The sequence below is a fragment of the Marinilabilia salmonicolor JCM 21150 genome (assembly GCF_000259075.1).
In the GTDB taxonomy this organism is placed as follows: Bacteria; Bacteroidota; Bacteroidia; order Bacteroidales; family Marinilabiliaceae; genus Marinilabilia; species Marinilabilia salmonicolor.
Map to the genome: position 1 here is coordinate 106795 of NZ_AJKI01000021.1, position 21756 is coordinate 128550.

14 protein-coding genes are annotated in these 21756 nt (G+C 41.4%); 6 read left to right on the forward strand and 8 right to left on the reverse strand.

The genetic code is table 11. The annotated features are described in order from the left end of the window. Positions 1-11: 11 nt before the first annotated feature. From W7W_RS0111580 to dapA, 3 genes are all read right to left on the reverse strand, one after another. Complete coding sequence (locus tag W7W_RS0111580; protein ID WP_010663922.1) at positions 12-4169, reverse strand: two-component regulator propeller domain-containing protein; 4158 nt, start codon at positions 4167-4169, stop codon at positions 12-14. Positions 4170-4266: 97 nt separating this feature from the next. Then, positions 4267-4620: a family 43 glycosylhydrolase gene (locus W7W_RS23985; RefSeq protein WP_010663923.1), complete on the reverse strand. Its 354-nt coding sequence runs from the start codon at positions 4618-4620 to the stop codon at positions 4267-4269. 490 nt (positions 4621-5110) lie between these two features. Further along, positions 5111-6001 (reverse strand): 4-hydroxy-tetrahydrodipicolinate synthase, encoded by an 891-nt coding sequence (gene dapA / locus W7W_RS0111590; protein ID WP_010663924.1) that lies wholly within the window; start codon positions 5999-6001, stop codon positions 5111-5113. A 285-nt stretch (positions 6002-6286) separates the two neighbouring features. Here dapA and W7W_RS23990 point away from each other — a divergent pair, with 285 nt between their 5' ends. Beyond that, positions 6287-6415 (forward strand): hypothetical protein, encoded by a 129-nt coding sequence (locus W7W_RS23990; RefSeq protein WP_262492828.1) that lies wholly within the window; start codon positions 6287-6289, stop codon positions 6413-6415. A gap of 296 nt (positions 6416-6711) precedes the next feature. Here W7W_RS23990 and W7W_RS0111600 read toward each other — a convergent pair whose 3' ends face one another. The 3 genes from W7W_RS0111600 to W7W_RS0111610 form a co-directional block, all read right to left on the reverse strand. Further along, entirely contained in the window at positions 6712-7677 is a 966-nt protein-coding gene (locus tag W7W_RS0111600; RefSeq protein WP_010663925.1) for a glycoside hydrolase family 43 protein, read from the reverse strand. Between the two features lie 13 nt (positions 7678-7690). Continuing rightward, positions 7691-8836, reverse strand: coding sequence for an endo-1,4-beta-xylanase (locus W7W_RS0111605; protein ID WP_010663926.1), 1146 nt, complete (start codon positions 8834-8836; stop codon positions 7691-7693). A 176-nt stretch (positions 8837-9012) separates the two neighbouring features. Then, the gene (locus tag W7W_RS0111610; RefSeq protein ID WP_010663927.1) at positions 9013-10491 is read right to left on the reverse strand and encodes an MFS transporter; all 1479 of its coding nucleotides are present in this window, start codon (positions 10489-10491) and stop codon (positions 9013-9015) included. Between the two features lie 284 nt (positions 10492-10775). Between W7W_RS0111610 and W7W_RS0111620 the strand changes: the two genes are divergently transcribed. Together W7W_RS0111620 and gap are read left to right on the forward strand one after the other, a co-directional pair. After that, positions 10776-10982, forward strand: coding sequence for a hypothetical protein (locus W7W_RS0111620; protein WP_010663928.1), 207 nt, complete (start codon positions 10776-10778; stop codon positions 10980-10982). A gap of 579 nt (positions 10983-11561) precedes the next feature. After that, positions 11562-12575, forward strand: coding sequence for a type I glyceraldehyde-3-phosphate dehydrogenase (gene gap, locus W7W_RS0111630; protein WP_010663929.1), 1014 nt, complete (start codon positions 11562-11564; stop codon positions 12573-12575). Between the two features lie 168 nt (positions 12576-12743). On the opposite strand, the gene W7W_RS0111635 is transcribed toward gap, so the two are convergent. After that, a complete protein-coding gene (locus W7W_RS0111635) occupies positions 12744-15269 on the reverse strand; it encodes an FG-GAP-like repeat-containing protein (protein ID WP_010663930.1) in 2526 nt (841 codons plus the stop codon). Positions 15270-15527: 258 nt separating this feature from the next. Then, positions 15528-16955, reverse strand: coding sequence for a TIGR03032 family protein (locus W7W_RS22105; protein WP_010663931.1), 1428 nt, complete (start codon positions 16953-16955; stop codon positions 15528-15530). A gap of 746 nt (positions 16956-17701) precedes the next feature. Between W7W_RS22105 and W7W_RS0111645 the strand changes: the two genes are divergently transcribed. The 3 genes from W7W_RS0111645 (at position 17702) to W7W_RS0111655 (ending at position 21573) form a co-directional block, all read left to right on the forward strand. Then, positions 17702-19966: an aconitate hydratase gene (locus W7W_RS0111645; RefSeq protein WP_010663932.1), complete on the forward strand. Its 2265-nt coding sequence runs from the start codon at positions 17702-17704 to the stop codon at positions 19964-19966. Positions 19967-20136: 170 nt separating this feature from the next. Beyond that, positions 20137-20607: a Dps family protein gene (locus W7W_RS0111650; protein WP_010663933.1), complete on the forward strand. Its 471-nt coding sequence runs from the start codon at positions 20137-20139 to the stop codon at positions 20605-20607. 120 nt (positions 20608-20727) lie between these two features. Further along, positions 20728-21573: a restriction endonuclease gene (locus tag W7W_RS0111655; RefSeq protein WP_010663934.1), complete on the forward strand. Its 846-nt coding sequence runs from the start codon at positions 20728-20730 to the stop codon at positions 21571-21573. Positions 21574-21756 lie beyond the last annotated feature (183 nt).

The following is a 21756-nucleotide window of genomic DNA, read 5'->3' on the forward strand; positions in this document are numbered from 1 at the left end:
CAGAGAAAAAATCACCCGTTCTTTTCGATCCGCTTTACATATTCGGAAGGAGAAACACCGAACTCTTCTTTAAAGTAACGAGAGAAATATTTGGGATCGTTAAAGCCAACTTTAAAGGCCACTTCACCAACATTGAGCTGACTTTTGCCCAGCAACTGGGCGCCTCGTTTCAGCCGCATAATGCGAATAAATTCTGTAGGTGTTTTTCCCGTCAGAGATACGATCTTGTTGTAAAGATGTCCCCGACTAACCCCCATTTCGCGGCTAAAAATTTCCACCGACAGATCGGTGTTGGCAATATTTTTCTCCACAAACCGCGTGGCTTTTTTTATAAATTTTTCATCCAGGGATGTTACGCCAATTTCTCCGGGTTCTATTTCGAAATGCTGTTTTTCCAGTTTGGCGCGGAACTGCCGGCGTATTTCGATTTGTTTCCTGATTTTAAGCTCCAATACCTCATAATTGAAGGGCTTGGTAATGTAATCATCTGCTCCGGCTCCCAATCCTTCTGCTTCCTGCTCAGAAGACACCTTAGCTGTAAGCAGAATGACTGGTATATGAGACGTTTTGGACTCACTTTTAAGAATACGACACAACTTTACGCCATCAGTTCCGGGCATCATAATGTCACTAATGATAATATCAGGATAGACAGACCGGGCCTTTTCAAGTCCGGAATCTCCATCTGCAGCTTCTACAATACGATAATCGCGGCGTAAATTTTCTTTGAGATAGAATCTCAGATCTTCGTTGTCTTCGATGATCAAAAGAAGCGGCTTTTCACTATGGTCCTCCTCCTGCTTATCTGCAATCTTTTTTCCCCTTCCCCGAAGATTATAAACCTCAATTCTTTCGTCGGATGCAACTCCTGTATCCTCCTCGTGTGTCAGAGGCAATTCAACAGTGAAAGTACTTCCCTGCCCGGGTTCACTTGTAAGAAATATTTCCCCCTCATGCAATCGAACAAACTCCTGTGTAATGGCAAGCCCGATGCCACTGCCAAGATTCTGTGTATTCCTGTTTCCAACCTGAAAGAAGCGTTCAAAGATCTTTTCCTGTTTTTCGGATGGGATTCCAATACCTGTGTCGCTTATAGCGATACGCACTACTCCCCCCGAGTTTTTCTCCGAAGTCTCCGAAAACTCAATATTCAACTTCACCTCTCCATTCTCCTGAGAAAATTTAAAAGCATTGGACAACAGATTAAACACAATTTTTTCCATTTTATCCGGATCAAAACTCATGGTCAGAGAATCAACATTGGAAGAAATTGAAAAACGGATCGACTTGGTGTCAAACAGATCTGAGAAAGAAATAGCAACTTCCCGAACAAATGCGACAATATCCCCTTTTGTCCTGCTTAGAACAATTCCCTGAACCTCTATTTTCCGAAAATCCAGTAATTGATTTACCAAACCTAAAAGTCTTCTGGCATTTCTGGTCACCAGCTTTAATTGCTCCCTGATACCGGCATCTTTCACATCACCAATCAGTTTTTCCAGCGGAGTTAGAATCAGTGTCAAAGGAGTTCGGAATTCATGACTGATATTTGTAAAAAACCTGATTTTCATCTCATCCAACTCATGAATTCGCTTGTGCTCCATCAATTCATTCTGCCGCTGGTATTTGATTCGTTCACGACGTCTGACTATGAAACCAAAGAACACAACCAACCCTGCAAACAATAGGATATAAGCACCATAAGCATATCGGGTGGCATAAAACGGAGGTTTTATTATCACGGTCAATACCGCCTCCCCTCCATAAGTGGCATCATCTCCAACCTGACCTCTCACACGAAAACGGTAAGTGCCGTAATTCAGGTTGGTATAGGTCGCCATAGGATTCTGGGCATCGGCAGCAACCCATTCCTGATTAAAACCCTCCAGAAAATATTGGTATTTTATTTTCTCAGGATGAAAATATCCCATCCCCGAAAAGTCAAGAGAGATTACATTCTGATCATGCCTTAATTCCAGTGTATCGGAGAGAAAGAGTGGTCGCTGAAGAATGACCCTTCGATCAACTTTTTCCCCGACCTCCACTTGTTTATTAAAGAGTCGCAAACCGGTAATTCTAACCTGCGGAATCCGGGTGCTTCGCTGAATCTTTGACGGATCAAACAGATTGAAACCATCAGGCCCGCCAAAAATTAATTCACCATTGGAAGTTTTAAAGGATGCGTGTTCATTAAATTCGCGCCCCTGCAGTCCATCAAGTAAATCAAAGTTGTTAAAGGAATATTCAGGTCCCTCGTTTCCAGTCCGTATTTTTAACCTCGACAAACCATTCAAAGTACTCATCCAAATGTTTCCCTGACTATCTTCAAGCAAGTTGAGTATATTATTATCAGGCAGACCGTCACGTTCCAAAAACAATCGAAACTCTTTGGTTTCGGGGTTATACATATTCAACCCATTTCGGGTACCAAACCACATAAATCCCCGCTGATCTTCGAGTATGGCCAATACAATATGATGGCTCAGAGCATTTTGCTTGCCCGGATTGGCTGGGATGTGAGAAAACCTTCCGGTTCTTTTATGAAGTACATTGACCCCGTAGGAAGTCCCAACCCAAAGGTCACCATCACTGTCCTCTTCCATGGTCAGAATAAAATTAGAATTTACAGAATTCAGATCTCCGTCGCGGTAATGTAGAAAACGATCATTGTCCTCATCAAAAAGATCCAGACCTCCCCCCAGGGTACCTACCCATATCCGTCCTTCCGAGTCTTCCAGAATTTTCCAGATCCGATTGTCTGCAATGGTTCCCGGCATCTCCGGATTGTGATAATACCTTTTAAACTTTCCGTTGTAATAACAATTCAACCCCCCATAGTAAGTTCCTACCCACAAACGACCTTGAGAATCAAAGAGCAGACTCACCACCACATCGTGACTCAAAGAATCAGGATTAGATGGACTGGCCCTAAATACCCGGTACCTTCCAGTATTGCGGTTATAATATATCAGCCCGTTTCCATTGGTTCCGATATACAGGTTTCCCTTATTATCTTCAGCAAAACAATCTATATCATTGGCTGGAAGTCCACCCCCGGAAAAGGGATTGTGCGAAAAAAGTTTAAATTGAAAAAGATCTGGATGGTAATAATTAACACCCTCTTTGTAAGTCCCGATCCAAATGGTTCCGGAATTATCCCGCATCAGGGATGTGATGCTGTTTTGAGATAAACTATTGGACGCTCCTTCGGTTGTTCTTACATTGATGACTGAAAAGTCTGATTTATCGATGATCTGCAAACCTCCATGATCGGTACTAACCCAGATATGTCCCTTTTCATCCTGCAGAATACCGGTAACAATATTGCTGGCCAGGTTGTATCGGGTATCATTTACGGAAAAGTGTAATTCCCTGCCATTTGACACATCCAGATAAAACAATCCGAGATCACTTTGCTCTGAATAAATCCAGAGATTACCACTCTGATCAACAAAAACAGAATAATAGTCGCCCACCGGAACATCAGATAAAATCCTGCTCTCATATGAAGAAACAACATTACCGGTTTCAATATCCAGCCGCTCCACTCCCCCTTGTGCGTTCACTATCAACACTGTAGAATCGGTATCTGCGACAATATCCGTTACTAAATCACTACTTATATCATTTTTGTTCCCTCTCAGCTCATGAAAACGCTCAATTTCATCAGTTTGAGCATCCACTCTGAAAACCCCGTACTGATTGGTTGACACCCACAAGTTAGAGCCGCTGTCAATTACCAAAGATGAGATATAGTCGGAAGGAATGTGGTCTTCACGGGTGAGAAGGTCATAATCCGAACAGAAAACATCTTTGTAAGGATTAAATATGGTCAATTGATTATCCTGAGATAAAATCCACAAAGAACCCCTGTGATCTTCAAAAATCCTCTGAACATTATTAAAGGGAATAGTAGTGCTATCTCCCGGAATGTTCTTATAGGTTTTAAAAGAATGTCCGTCGTATCGGTTCAACCCCGAAACAGTCCCAAACCAAACAAATCCGAAACGATCTTTATGAATGGAGGAAATTTGATTATTAGAAAGGCCATGAGAACTATTGAGATGGCGGAACTTGTAGTCGGCCTGATCCAGTTTTTGTCCTGTCAGAAACAAACAAAAAGCAGACAGAATCACACTGACCAATATTTTTCGGAACAAATACCTCATGATGTCATTAATAACAGAATCTGTTTCGGTAAAATGGAACTTCTTCAGTCATAAATGTAAACAAATAATAAAAATAACTTCTCCAACCTGCGATTTTTTAGTCACGAATGGCTGCATATTCGAACCAGTCATAAACAGCAGGCACCTCCGACGATTCCCCGTTCCCTGTGGCATAGAGACCTACGTAAACACCAGTAAACCACCCCACCGTCTGGGTACTTAAAAAAACGGGGACTCCCGGAAAATACTCAAAAGTACTGTTCACCAGATAATAGTCATCTCCAACCCTGCAAACACTGGGATCAGGATAGAAACCAGGGATAACGGGATTTGTATAAGTAATATCTGCAGAGGTATCAGTTACCATCACCCATGGATTGGGGTTTACCTGTTGTGAAAAAAGAGGTGCCGAAACAAGCAATAAAATAATAATGGTAGAATAATATTTCATGGTATAAGTTGTGTATATTACAGATAATAAAAGTATTAATTTCTTTTAAAACAACATTATAAACAAAAAACAGACTGAATACAATCATTCAGCCTGTTTCAAATTTCAAAATTTCCTGTCAGCTACCGAAGAAAATACTCTTATCTCTTTCGACTCAAATTCTTACAAGCAAGCGGCGGAGCGGAGCGATTCTGCTCAACAATTAAGAAAATGCTGGCTCTCACCAATATATTTAGTGAAAGCCTTCCAATTTCTAAATCAAAGTTAACTCTAGGTAGAGTCTGTCCATAAACTAAGCGTTTTTCACGTGTTTGAGATAGAAAGTTAAAATTCAAGGCGTGTGAAAAATCAAAAACCACAGAATTCTAATGTATTTGAGGATTTAGATTTTGAGCAACAACGCAGAAATTGGACTTTATAGACAAACACTAAGTAAAGCGATACTTCGCAAAACTCGTATCGCTCAACTTATGTTCGATATGCCTGAGAACTATATCAGCTTCAGTTTCTTCAATTCAATTTTCAACTGTTCTCTGGTATCATCCTCCATTTCACACAGAGGAGCACGGAACACTTCATTGACTCTGCCCATAAGCGCAAGAGCAGTTTTTACCGGCAAAGGATTTGACTCAGCAAACATCAGTTCCATCAACGACCGATATTTGTAAAACAATTCACGAGCCACCTTATAATCACCATTTATTGAACTCTTCATCATTTGATGAAAATCAGCCGGAATAAGGTTTGCAACCACTGATATACACCCGTCAGCCCCCAGACAGTTGGCCGAATAGGAAAGAAAATCATCACCACTGTAAACCTTAAAACCATCAGGTCGGTTGGCCAAAAGCTCGGCAAACACATTCATATCACCACCAGCTTCTTTTATCGCAATAATATTATCGAAATTATTGGCCAACTCAATAGCCGTTGATGGTTCAATGTTACTTCCTGTTCGTCCCGGGACATTGTATAAAATGATTGGAGCATCCACATTTTTGGCAACCTGAGAGAAATGTTTGTACATCCCTCTTTTGGAAGGTTTATTGTAATAAGGAGCCACCACCAACAAGGCGTCAGCCCCGAGTTCCACCGCCTTACGACTGTATTTAATGCAATCGACCGTTGAGTTACTTCCAGTTCCGGCGATTACAGGAACTCTTCCGTTGACTTTCTTCACACAGCGCTCAATCATCTGAGCATCTTCAGCATCGCTTAATGTTGGTGTTTCACCTGTTGTACCACACACTACAATTCCGTTGGTACCACTGTTGATATGAAATTCCACCAATTCATCAAAGGTTTCCAAATCGATTTCACCGTTGTCTTTAAAAGGGGTTACAATGGCTACTATTGAGCCTTGCAATTGTTCAATCTGCATAGTTTGTTATTTTATATTAAATTCAAACTTCATTCATTTCCTTTACGACAATTAAGCTGATTCATTGCATTGTCTGAAACTCAAAGGTAATACATATTCGTTATTTGGGAAAATTTTTGTTCTTGTCCGGTTTGAAAATCCGTTTATCATGTAATCCGAGATTCTCATCAAGAAAATCTTTATTTAGCGTAACCCTGAAAGGGGAAAAAACGTTTAGAAAAAATCTGGAACTAATTTTTGCGTTTATTGGATAAACCGTTTACTTTTACTGAAAAATTATCAATCATGAAGAAATTAGCACTTGTTGCCTCTGTGTTGTTGTTAGTAGCTTTGGGTTTTTCATCCTGCAAGTCTGTACAGGACTGTCCTGCTTATGGACAGGCCGATGTTGAAACCGAAGAAGTCAGAGCCTGATATTTTAATTGATTTTTACTGTACATTCATTTATTTCCCGTTTGTTTTTCATCAGTATAAAATTTATCTAAATAAATGGACTGATGGAACTCGCATGCAAGAACTTACACACGTTCTTATGAAATAACCATTTTCATGCTCATTTCATCACGGGATGTTTAATGATTGCCAAGAAAGCTATCAGAATCAGGGGTAAAAAAACTAAAAAAGGAACAAATTAACTGTTCCTTTTTTTTTATGTCTCAAAAAAAGGTGCCCGATATTGACGGACACCTCTAAAAGTTATGAAAACACCATTACTTGTAATCTACCGTAATGGTCTCAATAGAGCCATCAGGTAAATGATTCAAGTCGGCATATCTGGCACTTCGAAGCCATGTCTTTCCTGAAACTGCAGAATCATGGAAAAACAAATACCACTTTCCCTTAAATTCAACAACTGAATGGTGCGTAGTCCATCCCACCACAGGATTTAAGATCACACCACCATAGGTGAAAGGTCCATAAGGATTGTCTCCTGTAGCATAACAAATTTTATGCGTATCACCTGTTGAATAGGTAAAATAGTATTTACCATTGTATTTGTGCATCCAGGAAGCCTCAAAGAAACGGCGATCGTTATCTCCGGCTTTCAATGGTTCACCATTCTCGTCAAGAATAACAAGATCTTTTGGCTCTTCGTCAAATTGAAGCATATCATCACTCAATGCAGCAACTTTAGCACATAATGCGGGCTCATCATCGGCAGGCAACTGACCACATTCAATGGCCTTGTTATCCCGGAAACGCTGAAGCTGGCCACCCCAGATACCACCGAAATACATATAGTGTTTGCCATCCTCGTCCTCAAAAACACAAGGATCAATGGAGTAACTGCCCAGCATAGGAAACGGCTCGGGAACAAATGGCCCTTCAGGCTTATCACTGATGGCCACACCAATTCTGAAAATATCCGTCTTATCCTTCACAGGAAAATAAAGATAATATTTCCCGTTTTTAAAAGCTGCATCGCTGTCCCAAAGCTGACGTCCTGCCCATGAAATATCCTTCACATGAAGTGCAACACCATGGTCCTTTGCCTCAGCATCTATATCATCCATCGAGAAGATATGATAATCCTCCATGGCGAAGTGAGAACCCAGGTCATCCTCCGGGATTCCTGCTTCAAAATCATGCGAAGGATAGATGTAAAGTTTTCCGTTAAACACATGCACTGCCGGATCGGCAATGAATAGGTCTTTTGTCAAGTGTTCTCTAATCATAACTCTATATTTTTTATTGATTCATCTCCCAATCTTTGGCCATTTCCAAAATATCATCAACCCCTTCTTTTATCTGATAATTCCGGTCAAAAAGAAGCGGAAAGTCTGTACGACCTTCAATAGGCCAATCATTTCTCCATGAATTTCCATCATGAACTCCCCAGAATGTCACTCTTGTGATTTTCTCATGGTGTTTTAGGAACATCTCAAAGAATCCGGTATAACGATCCATTACCTGCTGATATACAGAATCCGGAAGTCCTTCGGAATACGGATCATACTCCTTTGACAACTCATAATTCAGGGAAACTTCAGCAGTAACCTCATCTGAAGGCCAGGGCACAATCGTCATGTCCAGTTCAGTAATCATAATATTTACGCCAAGTGAAGACAACTTCTGAATAGAGGTTTCCATCTCTGAAATAAGCGGAATATCAAAATTCAAATGTCCCTGCAAACCGATGCCGTCAACCTTCACACCCTTTTCAAGGAGGTTCCTGACAAGGTCATAAATTCCATCGCATTTAGCTCTTCCTGAAACACCATAGTCATTGTAGTACAATTCCGCTTCCGGATCAGCCTCCTGTGCAAACTGAAATGCAAGCTCAATATATTCAGGGCCGATAATCTGATACCATTTGCTCTTGCGCCAGGAACCATCACCTTCGATAGCTTCATTTACTACATCCCAACCATCAACTCTACCTTTATAGCGCCCCACAATGGTCTGAATATGATTTTTCATACGCTCAATTAGTTCTTCGCGTGAAACATCCTCCCCGTTTTCATTAACAAAAATCCAGGGGGCAGCCTGCGAATGCCAAACAAGGGTATGACCAACAATATGCATATTGTTTTTTTCAGCAAACTCAACAAAGGCATCAGCCTCATCCCAAAAAAAGATGTCTTCTTCAGGATGAATATTCTCCATCTTCATGCAGTTCTCGGCAACAACAGAATTAAAGTGCTTTTTTGCAATCTCAATGGCTTTAGGTTCGTTTCCGGCAATCTGCTCCACATTAAGAGCAGTACCCATCAGAAATTTCCCTTCAAAAGCATCCTTAAAAGTCAATTCTTCTTTACTCTGCGAACCGCTACACCCGGACAATAATAGTACGGATGTAAGAGCGGCTAAAGCAGAAATTTTCAACTTCTTCATTTTTATAAAATATTCTTAGTTATCTCTCTTATAAAACTCAAGGTTTTCTCAGGTAATTATTAAGTACCATCGTTCTTCAAACAGTTCGGATTTCCTGATCGTTATTGAGGTCGGTTACAATAACCTGAGTCCCTTCTTTCAATTCTATCCCTGAGTGAAAATCAAAATTTAATCTTCTACTCCTCAGTGATACTGCTTCCTCTTCGCTCCAGCAGCTCTTTCTCTATTTTAACTTCCATCGATTTATTGATGTTATAGAAAATCAAACTCACCAAACCTACAAGGAATGTAAGAGCGGGGAATACACTCATAGACAACTTAATACCCTGAATGGCTGTATCCGGCTGAACCACTGCCTGCTCATTGTATCCAAACAAAGCAAGAAGTCCGGCAAGGATCGCGCCTCCCATACTCATACCGACTTTTAACCCAAAGGCCATTGCAGAGAAAACAATAGCTGTAGCTCTACGATTATTCTTCCACTCTGAATAGTCGGCAACATCAGCAATCATTGCCCAAAGAAGCGGAATGGTCAAACCATAAAAGAACCCATGGAAAAGCTGAAGCATATAGACAGCGCCAATGGCATCAGAAGCCAGAAACAGGAATAAAAACTGCGTAATTAAAGCTCCGCTTAACCCAACAATAAAGACATCCCGCTTTCCATACTTATCGGCAAGTCCTTTAGAAAAAGCAATTCCAATCAGCATCATCAATATAGCAACGGCATTAAAAAGACTGAACCCTGAAGTTGGTGCATCATTGGGCCAGCGGAACCCAACAAACCCCATATTCTCAAACATACTGTCCACGTTGTTTATAAAGCCGTTAAACCCTACGTCTGTAAGAAAAGTGCCCAAAGCGGCCTGGTCCAGATAGTTTTCAAAATAATAAACATAAACACCACTTTTGAGAGCCATCGTAATGAAAATAAAAGTGGTCAGAATCAACATCATGATCCAGGGACGGTTATGAAAAAGGTCCGAAAGGTCTTGTTTAACACTGGAGGTTTGCTCCTTGGAAGGAACAATTCGCTCTCTGGTGGTAAAAAACGTAATCAAAAAGAACACAATACCAATAACAGCAAAGAAGCCCATCACTATTTCAAATCCGGCGGCCCGGTCTCCATCACCTACGATAAAAACCAATGGAAGCAAAACAACCTGCACAACAAACTGAGCAACCATTACTCCCGTAAAACGATAAGAGGAAATACTGTTACGGTCTGACATATTTCCGGTAATCACTCCACTCAAAGAAGAATAAGGAAGGTTATTGGCAGCATATACAATAACCAATAATATATAGGTAACCATTGCATAGGCAATTTTTCCTCCGGTACTGAAATCAGGCGTGGAAAATGCCAGAATGGCAATTACGCCAAAAGGCACTGACGTCCACAGAATCCAGGGTCTGAATTTACCCCAACGAGTTTTAGTACGGTCTGCAATCATGCCCATTACAGGCGTAAAAAAGGCTCCTACCATACCACCTGCAAAAATGATGGCGGACGCTGACGATGGCGGTATTTTATACACATCAGTGTAGAAAAAGGCCAAAAATGTCATCAAAGTCTGAAAAATGAGATTGGCTGCAAGGTCTCCAAGGCTGTAACCAATTTTCTCCTTTAAACTAATTCTCTCTGTCGTGCTCATAATTAATATTTTACAAAACTTATCTAAAAATAATTCAATTAAACATCTTTAAATCAGCAAAATCACACTCAAACATTTTATTAAAACTTGTTATGAAATGCAAAATCAAAGATATTTACTCTGAGCCAGTTTTCAAATCCTGAAAATAAAAGAGAAACAGGTCATCTGTTATTTTCTGTTCTGCTTTTGTGCTGAAAAAAATCCACCCCAATCACCACGCCCGTCATATGTGCCTGTTTAATAGCTCATTAGACCACACCTCCATTTCCCTCAAACCTGTCATAATGAAAATATTTCCTCTTTCTGATGAAAAATTTATCCACTATTTAAACCAAAATTTACTCCAACCGAATATGCCTCTGAAGGTAAGAATGGCTGATGCAATTTCAGGAAGACCAGGATCAGATAAAACGCTCAGACACCAGACAGAATATCATTCCCAACCAACAAATCAACAGCGTCCGGTTAAAAAATGGAGATTGCTTCACTAGGTTATCAGTGACAGAATAGTGGAGGCAGATTCTTTTACAAGCAAAGCAGCAGAGCCAAGCGCCAATTCACAGTAAGAAACAAAAATGAATTAAACCAATTCTTGTCTTTTACCCACGAAAAGACAGCAAGGACTTCAATAGCACTTTAAAAAATCAATTATGACATTTTCACTCCCATTAATCAGGGGTTAGCGCCAGGCGGCCGTCAATAAAGCTGTAAAAATGCTTTTATGTTCTTGAAATTCAGCAACAAAACTGTAATTGAAAAGCAATTAACTGTTATAATCATATCAAATAAACTCCTGATTAAAGATTCTATTGGTTCCGCATATTTGGGATGAGCTCAGAAAACAAAAAACAGGACTTCTTACTTTTCCAAAAGCCCCTCATCAATAAATCATCTCCTTTGCCAGACATTAAGTTAAACATTGCGTAGGGTAATATTAAGCCAATACAGGCTAATTAACTTTTATTTAAGAAATTCAGCGGGTTATTTCTTGATGTTTTTGCTTTGATTTCTTACTTTTGTACCGCGAAAACGAGAAGGTATATAAATATAATCTCTAAAAAAGCGATAATATGTCAAAAATCAAGATTGGTATTAATGGTTTCGGTCGTATCGGCCGCCTGGTGTTCCGCGCCGCTCAGAATTTCGATAACGTACAGGTTGTAGGTATCAACGACCTAATTGACGTTGAGTACATGGCTTACATGCTGAAGTACGATTCTACTCATGGTCGTTTCAACGGTGACGTTGAAGTTAAAGGTGGAAAATTGGTTGTAAACGGAAACGAAATCCGTGTAACTTCTGAGAAAAATCCTGCTGACCTGAAGTGGAATGACGTAGGTGCTGAGTACGTTGTTGAGTCAACCGGTCTTTTCCTGACTAAGGAAAAAGCTGAAGGACACATCAAAGCCGGTGCCAAAAAAGTTGTTATGTCTGCTCCTTCAAAGGACGACACCCCTATGTTTGTTTGCGGTGTAAACCTCGACAAATATACCAAAGACATGGATTTCGTTTCAAACGCTTCATGTACTACCAACTGTCTGGCTCCTATCGCCAAAGTATTGAACGACAAGTTCGGTATTGTTGAAGGTCTGATGACCACTGTTCACGCCACCACTGCAACTCAGAAAACTGTTGACGGTCCTTCTATGAAAGACTGGCGCGGTGGACGTGGTGCCGGACAAAACATTATTCCTTCTTCTACCGGTGCTGCAAAAGCTGTAGGAAAAGTAATTCCTGAATTGAACGGAAAACTGACTGGTATGGCTTTCCGCGTTCCTACTCCTGACGTATCTGTTGTTGACCTGACTTGCCGTCTGGAAAAGGGTGCTTCTTACGAAGAGGTTTGTAAAGCTATGAAAGAAGCTTCTGAAGGAGAATTGAAAGGCGTGTTGGGTTACACCGAAGATGCAGTTGTTTCTAACGACTTCGTAGGTGAAACCAAAACTTCCATTTTCGACGCTGACGCTGGTATTTCTCTGAACGACAACTTCGTGAAAGTGGTTAGCTGGTACGACAATGAAATGGGATACTCAACAAAAGTTGTTGAACTCATTCAGCACATGAATTCTGTAGATAACGCCTAATTCAGGTTTTATCATATCATCAAAAAGCCTCCTTTCCGGGAGGCTTTTTTGTTTATAATTCACAATTATCCCAATTCTTTGAGGAACACAGATATGTAAAAAAACAACCCCTTTTCAGAAATGCAGAAAAGGGGCTATAGAATTAAGCAATTAATACAAAAAGCAAACCTACCGCTTCACAAACCTGGTGGTCTCGGTCTCTCCATCAACAATAACCTGAAGAATATAAACACCTTCAGACAATCCACTCACATCAATCTGCCCTCCGGAAGCACCAAGTTCACCATTGGCTACTCTTGTTCCGTTCAAAGAAGAGATAGAATAAGCTCCTTTTGTCGCAGTGACAATATTCAAAACCGAACCGACAGGATTTGGGAAGATTCGCAATGAACTAATTTTTGAGGGCTCTTCAATCAGGGTAACATCGCCTGTTATTTCGATATCAAAACTACATTCTTCAGCATTTCCCTCCTGGTCTGTCACCGTCCAGATTATCGTATTTATACCCACCGGCAATTCTGCACCGCTTAGTGAGGCAGCCTCGTTAAAACTGTTGGAAAGTGAAACTCCACATTTATCAACTACCTGAACAGGATCCAGCTCGGTTCCACTCACCAAATATGCACTTTCTCCCATGTCCAAATCACGCGAAGAATTCATCACACACTCTATGAAAAGGGGAGTGATATCCACATAGGCGTAACGGTGAATACGGTTATCCATGGTAACAAACAAATCACGTCCGCAATCATTGTCAAAATCGGATGTCGTTATTTGAGGACCGGTCGCCATCCCACTTGTCTGAACAGGGATTTTAGCACCATCAGCAAACAAGGTTTCGGTGTTAAAGGATACTGCATTACTAAAATCAAGAACTCCAGTTCCATCATTCCTAAATACAGCAATTTTATTATAATATGTATCAGATACGCTAAGATCCAGATCCCCGTCACCATCCACATCTACCAAGGCAGCACCGTTCGGATAATTCCCCGTAATACTATAGGTAACGGCTTCAGTTACAGGATTCTCCAATCCGCTTCCCGTGTTGACAAAATGCTTTAATGAATTATTTGTAGTTCCGCCAAACAAATCGGGTATTCCATCCCCGGCTAAATCCTCAAAAGCGATGTTGAACAAATCGGCAGAAGGCAAAACATCTCCACCGGTAGTTCTGAGCACCTGCAATCCAGTAAAATTGCCATCAGCATCACCGTAAGAAGCTACCAGCAAATACTCATAAAACATCTCTTCACCAACAGGATCATAAAGAACAAACCCGGAATAAACCAGATCGACATTTCCATCATCATCGAGGTCTGTGAAGGCAAAAACTCCTGTTTCCAGATCCTTTCCATCAACCTGCAAATCCTCTTCAAATATGAAATGTTCATTGCCCTTATTCTTGAAAATACGAACAGGATTACTTGATGCCCCGCTTTTCAGCTGACCGGCTGAAGGAGCCAATGGTCCTCCGCCCCCGGAATCATCGGGCATACAAAGCAACAAATCATCCAAACCATCCTTATCGATGTCGGCAAAATGGAAAGGCCAGGACTCATCAATGTCAACATGATTCAGAGAAGAGGTTGTACCATCATTAACAAAGGTAGTAGCAGGCGTCGATTGAAGGAAACGCAGCAGTTCACCACTTTGACTGACCGACAACAACAAATCATCTGAAGGATTGAGATGAACAAAAGAAAAATATCCATTATTGGTCAAAATCTCATCACCTTTGCTGTCCAAAAGGACTTCCGAACCGGCAAAAACATCATTGCCACTATTTTGAAAAACTTTTAAATGATTGTCCATATAAATTGATCCAACCATTTCCAGAGTTCCGTCATCATCAAGATCCACAAAAGAAAACCCCCGAACATCCTCAAGAACAACACCTTCTTCAGCCTCAAGAAAAGTTGGATTTACAGCAAACCCATCAGCTATATCAAATTTCCTGATTGGTAAGCGATAGGGTGGACTTGAAGTTATCCCTGCATATAGTTCCGGGTTTCCATCTTCATCCAAATCGGCAATTTCAATGGCATTAAGGTGGTCGAGATATAAAGCAGTTGATTCATCGACCATTAAATCACCGTTAAAAGAAAAACTTCCACCTCCGTTACCTGAAAAAACTTTAATACTGCTGCTTACCTGAACAACCAGTTCAGGAATGCCATCACCCGACAAATCATAAAAGGTAAAATCTCCCAGTGCATAGTAATTGATTGCCACCCCGTCAGCCATCAGAAATCCGTCATTAATAAAAGCTCCGGATTCATCCTCTTCAAAAACGGCTATCCCGGTGTTACTCCCTGAATAGGTCATTGTCTGCAACAATTCTGTTTCTCCGTCTCCATCCACATCAAAAAACATGCTTCTACCCCAACTTTGTAATGCAGCGGGTTCAAGAACATTTAGTTCCCCCCTGGCAGTAAATTCCTGTCCAAAAGCCAATACTCCTGAAAACATCAACGCAGCGGCTGTACCGGCCAGGCGAATGCCAACAGCATGTTGCAATTTCTCCAAACGCGCAAAAACACGCTGAAGCTTCTGCAACAAATTATTAATTTCAGCACTATGGCTATTCTCATCCAGAAAAGCCAGCTGAACACGACGATACAGTTTGTGAAACTTACCAACCAGGCGATTCCACTCCTTATGTCTTGGAATAAAAAGCAGTTTCTTTTTCATCAGCAAAATTTTCGATTACAACGTAAAAAACCACAAAAGAAATCACTAGTGCCCGTTTAAAGATTTCTCCGGACAATAGTGATAATAAATTAATCTCAGTCTCTTACCTTGCCATTTAGATAAAACACACAAGGAGTAAACAGGCTGAAAGTCTGAGAGCACAAACACAGGACAAAAGCCCTGGGGTGGAAGACAATTCCAAAATCTACATCACAAAACTGAATCTTATTATAAAAACTTGATTTTCTGACAATAGTTTCACTTTTCGTCAAAAAAATCAGACCGGTTATCCCAATCTATCTTATTGTGACCTGCAACAATATCAATTTGGCGCACCAAATATTGCTCTACACCTCGCCCATAATGCTCAGGCATCACCTTAAAAGAAGGGACATTAAAACTTTTTTCTCCTTTCATCTGAACCAAAGCCATGGCCGCAGGTTTTTGTTCCAAAACAACAACCAAAGCCGTCATTAAATCCTTATCACCATAGTCACCGTTGCTGTCAAAATCATCATTTATTAAGGCGGGAAACTTCCTTTTGATTACCGACAATGCAACATTTTTGATGACTTGTGTGGAATAACTTCGTTTAAGGGGGGCAGATTGAGGCTGAGACTGAGGTTGAGGTTGAGATTTCTCCGTTTCTTTCCAAAACGATTTTTGCCCCAACGCATAAGCAGCTTTGTGGATATCCATATCGGCAGATAAAATTGAGGGCCGCAAAGAGTGAAGAATCTTTACATCATAAATTTCATCAACACTCATGGTATATTTCATAAACCCAACGACAGTTTTATAGGGCAGGTAAACTGCAATAACCCCTGCAAAAGAGGTTTTTGCAATGGGTAAATCAGCAAAGACCGGACTGTTATGTCTGAGTTTGGAAACCCCGATAAACAGATAGTCTCCGTAACGAGCCATTCCACGGGCAAAACCACCAAGACTGACAATCACCTCATAGGATTTATGGCGGGGGTCAACTTTAATCAATTCGCCTTGTGCAGAATTCAACAGATATAGTTCATCATCATAAACCCTCGGAGAATGGGGCATAGAAAGATTATCAAGGATAATTTTCCCGGATGGGTACTCCATCAGCACACCACCATTCATTTTGCTTTCGCGCCACTGATGTGGTTGGTCTCCCTGCCCGAGAGCTGTTAAATATTTTATCTGCCCGCCTGCAACAGCCATTCCGTTAAGATGACATCGATCTTCCGGTTGCAAATCACTAATAAAGGGAGGTTGCCAGACAGAAACAAAGTTGCTTTCACTTTTAATCTCACTCACTGAAGAGAACTGGGTGTTAACTGCCAGCAACTTACCATTCACAAACTCCATATCATGTAAAGCCAGATTGCCAGTATAAAAAGAAGCTCTGGGCAGATAAATGGAATCATAAATTCCGGGTTTTGTCGGATAACCAGCCGCAAGGGATGGCTCATTTCGGAGCAAAACAACTTCATTAGTATTGGCAACGGCAAGCTTACCCTCAAAAGCAGCCATCCCCATTGCGCCGGGGAAAGTCCGGGGCAACTGAATAAGTCTGTCATTATTCACAGAGCTGACTACAATAACTTTACCGGCCTGATATGTACTTACAGCCAGGGAAATACCCAGTTTCCCCAATAGTTCTGCAAATTGTGGGGAATATTCACAATCAAAAGGTTTTGGTTGATTCATTAGTCAGAATTTAATCTAAATTAATTAATCTGATGGAACTCACAATTCTTTTATACATTAACTTGAGCCTCCGCGATAGCTTCAATCACAAGCAATTTGTCGCAGATTTGAAAAACCAAAGCTCCATACTTGTTCCATTTTTCTCCAAAATATATGTTAATGTAGTAATTCTGAAAACAAAATACACTTTTATTCCATTTCACCTACACCCTCTTGATGAGTTATCGCTCACCGTAAAATATTTGACCAGTCAAACTTACCTTCAATTACTTAGTGTCTGTCCATAAAGTACCACTTGCTGCGTTACGCTTGCCGCAAAAATACTCATTTACCCAAGTAAACTCGGTTTTTGGCGGCTTCGCAAGCCCCCGAAAAAAAATCGGGGCAGGCTTTGCAACTGGCACTTACTGACCAGACACATGACTTTTTACAAACTTTCCCGACTTTATAGACGGGCATGCTTTATACATAAAACAGGTAAGGTGTAAACAAACAACAGCGCAGAGCAACGTCCTGAGTCAGGAATAGCCTGCCCCTCTCCCTTTATTGGCCGCATTGCTACAGATTAAGAATTACCGATTTATGTATATGGCAGGTTAAAAACAAAACCTACCATTATTTGTTAAAAGAATACTGTTTTAAACAGATTATGCTTACTGGATAAACCTGTAATCCGGCAAGTTTTCACTAAATTTGTCAATCTGTAACCGAAAACAACTAATCATCTTACAAAAATACATTTAACCATGGCATTCGACATTGATATGATTAAAAAGGTCTATACCGGAATGGACGAGAAGATAAAAACAGCTCGTGCCCTTCTGAACAGACCACTGACACTGACAGAAAAAATTCTTTACAGTCACCTGGCCGATGAATTTCCGGCTCAACCTTTTGAGCGGGGAAAATCTTATGTCAATTTTGCTCCCGACAGGGTGGCGATGCAGGATGCCACCGCACAGATGGCCCTTCTGCAGTTTATGCAGGCCGGAAAAGATAAAGTGGCAGTCCCGTCAACCGTCCATGCCGATCACCTGATTCAGGCTCAGGTAGGGGCTGCAAAAGACCTTGAAGGTGCAAAAGTTACCAACAAAGAAGTTTACGATTTTCTGAGTTCCGTATGCAATAAATACGGCCTAGGATTCTGGAAACCCGGTGCTGGAATTATTCACCAGGTAGTGCTGGAAAATTATGCATTCCCCGGTGGAATGATGATCGGTACCGACTCTCACACTCCAAATGCCGGAGGACTTGGAATGATTGCAGTTGGCGTAGGTGGTGCTGATGCCGTTGATGTGATGGCCGGGATGCCGTGGGAAGTAAAATTCCCCAAGCTGATTGGAGTTAAACTTACCGGAAAACTAAACGGTTGGACTGCTCCCAAGGACATCATCCTTAAAGTCGCCGGACTACTTACTGTAAAAGGGGGTACCGGATACATTCTTGAATATTTCGGCGAAGGTGCTCAATCACTTTCTGCAACCGGAAAAGGGACCATCGGAAATATGGGTGCTGAGATTGGTGCCACCACTTCCACTTTTGGGTTCGACGATGCTATGGTTCGTTATTTCCGGGCTACCAAACGTGATGATGTGGCAGATGAAGCCCTCAAAGTAAAAGAACACCTGACAGGAGACCCGGAAGCTTATGCCGACCCTGAAAAATATTTCGATCAGGTAATAGAAATTAACCTCAGTGAGCTGGAGCCGCACCTCAACGGTCCTTTCACCCCCGATTTGGCCACCCCTATTTCCAAGGTTCGCGAAGTAGCCAAAGAGAACGGATGGCCAACCAAAGTTGAATTCGGTCTTATCGGATCCTGTACCAACTCTTCTTATGAAGACATCTCCCGTGCTGCATCCATTGCCAAACAAGCAGTGGACAAAGGACTGAAAGTAAAATCAGAATTCACGGTAACTCCTGGATCCGAACAAGTTCGCTTCACCATTGAACGAGACGGTTACATCGATCTTTTCGAAAAGATGGGTGGACGTGTTTTCGCAAATGCCTGTGGCCCCTGTATTGGTATGTGGGCACGTGAAGGTGCCGATAAGGAGGAGAAAAACACCATTGTACACTCCTTCAACCGCAACTTTGCCAAACGTGCCGACGGAAACCCCAACACACACGCGTTTGTGGCATCTCCTGAACTGGTGACAGCCATCGCCATCTCCGGGGAGCTTGGATTCAACCCTTTGACTGACACACTGAAAAACGACAAAGGCGAAGAAATTAAGCTGGAGCCGCCAACAGGATATGAACTTCCGCCCAAAGGCTTTGATGTGAAAGATGCCGGTTATCAGGAACCTGCCAAAGACGGGTCCGGATTAGAGGTCGTAGTAAAACCCGACAGTAAGCGTCTGCAACTGCTCACGCCCTTTGAACCGTGGGACGGGAAAAACATTTCAAGTGCCAAACTGCTCATTAAAGCAGCCGGCAAATGCACCACCGACCACATTTCAATGGCCGGTCCCTGGTTGCGTTTCCGCGGGCATCTGGACAACATATCCGACAACATGCTGATTGGTGCCATCAATGCTTTCAACCACGAAAGTAACAATGTAAAAAATCAGCTGACCGGAGAATATGGCAAAGTTCCTGATGTTCAAAGGGAATACAAAGCCAAAAATATACCTACCGTCGTCGTGGGCGACCATAACTATGGAGAGGGTTCTTCACGCGAACATGCTGCCATGGAACCACGTCACCTTGGGGTAAAAGTGGTGCTGGTAAAGAGTTTTGCACGTATCCACGAGACCAACCTCAAAAAGCAGGGAATGCTTGCCCTCACATTTGAAAACGAGAACGATTACGATAAAATTCAGGAAGATGATGTTTTTAACTTCACGGATTTAGAATCTTTTGCTCCTGACAAACCTGTTACCATTGAAGTGGAACATGCCGATGGCACTAAAGATACCATTAAGGCTCTTCATACCTACAATGGACAACAGATTGGATGGTACAAAGCAGGTTCAGCACTTAATTTGATTGCTGCTAAAAATGCCTGATTAATACAACAAAAAATATCCAGACTCCGCCCGACATATTCGTGGCGGAGTTTTTTTTTACTACCATTCAGACTATAAACCAAATCTATATTGAATAAAGATTTCCTATTTGATTGACATTAGACTTTTGACTAATTTTGTTCTAAACAAAAACCAAAAAAGATAGAATTATGAAGAATACAAATGAATTAATTGGACTTCAAAACACAAGTGAAGTAAACGAAAAGTTAAATGAACTACTGGCCAGTTTTCAAGTATTTTATCAAAACCTCAGAGGTTTTCACTGGAACGTAAAAGGAAAGATGTTCTTTACTCTGCACAATAAATTTGAAGAGCTTTACGACGATGCAGCAGAAAAAGTGGATGAAGTTGCAGAGCGTATCTTAACTTTGGGGGGAACTCCTCTTCACACTTTTGAGGACTACCTTAAAACTTCAAAAATTGCTGTTATAAAAGATGAAAACGACGGCATGAAATTAGTGGAAGCCACACTGGAGAACCTGAGTACCCTTATAAAAATTGAAAGGGAACTACTGGAAGTTGCCGAAAAAGCAGATGATGAAGGAACCAATGCCCTGGCAAGCGACTTCATCTCAGAGCAGGAGAAAACTGTATGGATGCTCAATTCACTACTTGGATAATCAGTTATTAAAAAATTATATCGGCCCCTGTCGGATTTTCCCTTCAGGGGCTTTTTTATACATCAGACCAAAAAAATTTATTATCATTGTTGCTGAACATTAACAGCAATAAATAAACTTATGAACCAATATCCACTCATCCTAAAAGAATCAGGAGAATCCCAACCATTTCTACCATCCAAACTTAAAGCATCGCTTTATCGGGCAGGAGCCGAATCCACACTCATCGATGAAATAACCAATGAAATCGAGTCCTGGCTTACGGATGGCACCACAACCAAGCAAATATACAGACGTGCCTTCAGCCTGTTGCGCAAAAAAAGACGAAGCATGGCAGCCCGTTATAGCCTAAAGAAGGCCATTATGGAACTGGGCCCCTCCGGCTATCCGTTTGAGCATTTTATAGGACACATTTTCAGATTCAAAGGTTTTGATGTGGAAGTTGGTCAAACAGTAAACGGTAAGTGCGTGACTCACGAGGTTGATGTAATTGCCTCTGATGAGGAAAATCAACATCTCGTAGAGTGCAAATACCATAATAGCCAGGGTAAGTTCTCCAGCGTTCAGGTCCCGCTTTACATCCGCTCCAGGGTGAACGATATCATCGAAACCCGGCAGGCGCTGCCCGAGTATAAAGATCTTCGCTTCCACGGGTGGGTGGTTACCAACACACGATTTACCTCCGATGCCATGGATTATGGCCGTTGCAGCGGATTAAACCTCATGAGTTGGGATTATCCTGAAAAAGACAGCCTTAAAGAATTGGTTGAAAAATTTCACGCTTTTCCGGTGACCACCCTAACTCAGTTGACCAAAGCACACAAACAACATCTGCTCAATAAAGGCATTGTGCTTTGCAGCGAACTAAATAGCCATCAGGAAGAGTTGGATGCTTTGCAAATTCCTGCTGCAAAACAGCGCAAGATTATGATGGAACTGGAAGATCTTTGTGATGGCAAACAATAACAAATCCAAGTTAACGCGAAAATCCTAAAAACAAACACTTAATTCATCACCAAAAAACATTTTATTCTTTTTGCAACTTTGTTTGAAAATTGAGCAGAACCTCCTATTCTTACAGTGCATTCAGGAATAGCAAACCACTCTCTTGGAGCAGAATTCCTAAGTAGCGTCCCGATGAATCGGGAT